The organism is Halomonas sp. SIMBA_159, assembly GCF_046536035.1.
GTDB lineage: Bacteria > Pseudomonadota > Gammaproteobacteria > Pseudomonadales > Halomonadaceae > Vreelandella > Vreelandella venusta_A.
The window spans coordinates 1-279 of the sequence record NZ_JAWJBT010000395.1 but is presented as its reverse complement, the minus strand read 5'-3'; the positions used below and the strand labels follow the sequence as shown (position 1 = coordinate 279).

The 279-nt window shown below is 42.7% G+C and carries 1 protein-coding gene; it reads left to right on the top strand.

The features are described 5' to 3' along the window. On the top strand, positions 1-272 hold a 272-nt coding region (locus R0J87_RS19760; RefSeq protein ID WP_498888385.1), incomplete at its 5' end, for a sigma-70 family RNA polymerase sigma factor. Between the last annotated feature and the right edge of the window lie 7 nt (positions 273-279).

Sequence of the window (279 nt, the reverse complement as noted above, 5' to 3'; positions counted from 1 at the left end):
AAAGCCAATTCTTTCAATTTCTCGAATCAAAAGAAAAGACTCCGGAGGCTCTTATAATGACAAAAGGAGAAGACGCAGAGCTGGTTAAAGGAGTCTTGGCCCTCCCGGTGAAGTACCGAGAAGTCATTCTTTTGTTTTACTTCGAAGAGATGTCCAATCGTGAAATCGGGGACTTGATTGGAGTGAACGAAAATACCGTTAAAACACGACTAAGCCGTGGGAGAGAAAAGCTACGATTGGTATTGGAGAGGAGCGAAGTTGATGGAAGATAAACTGAAA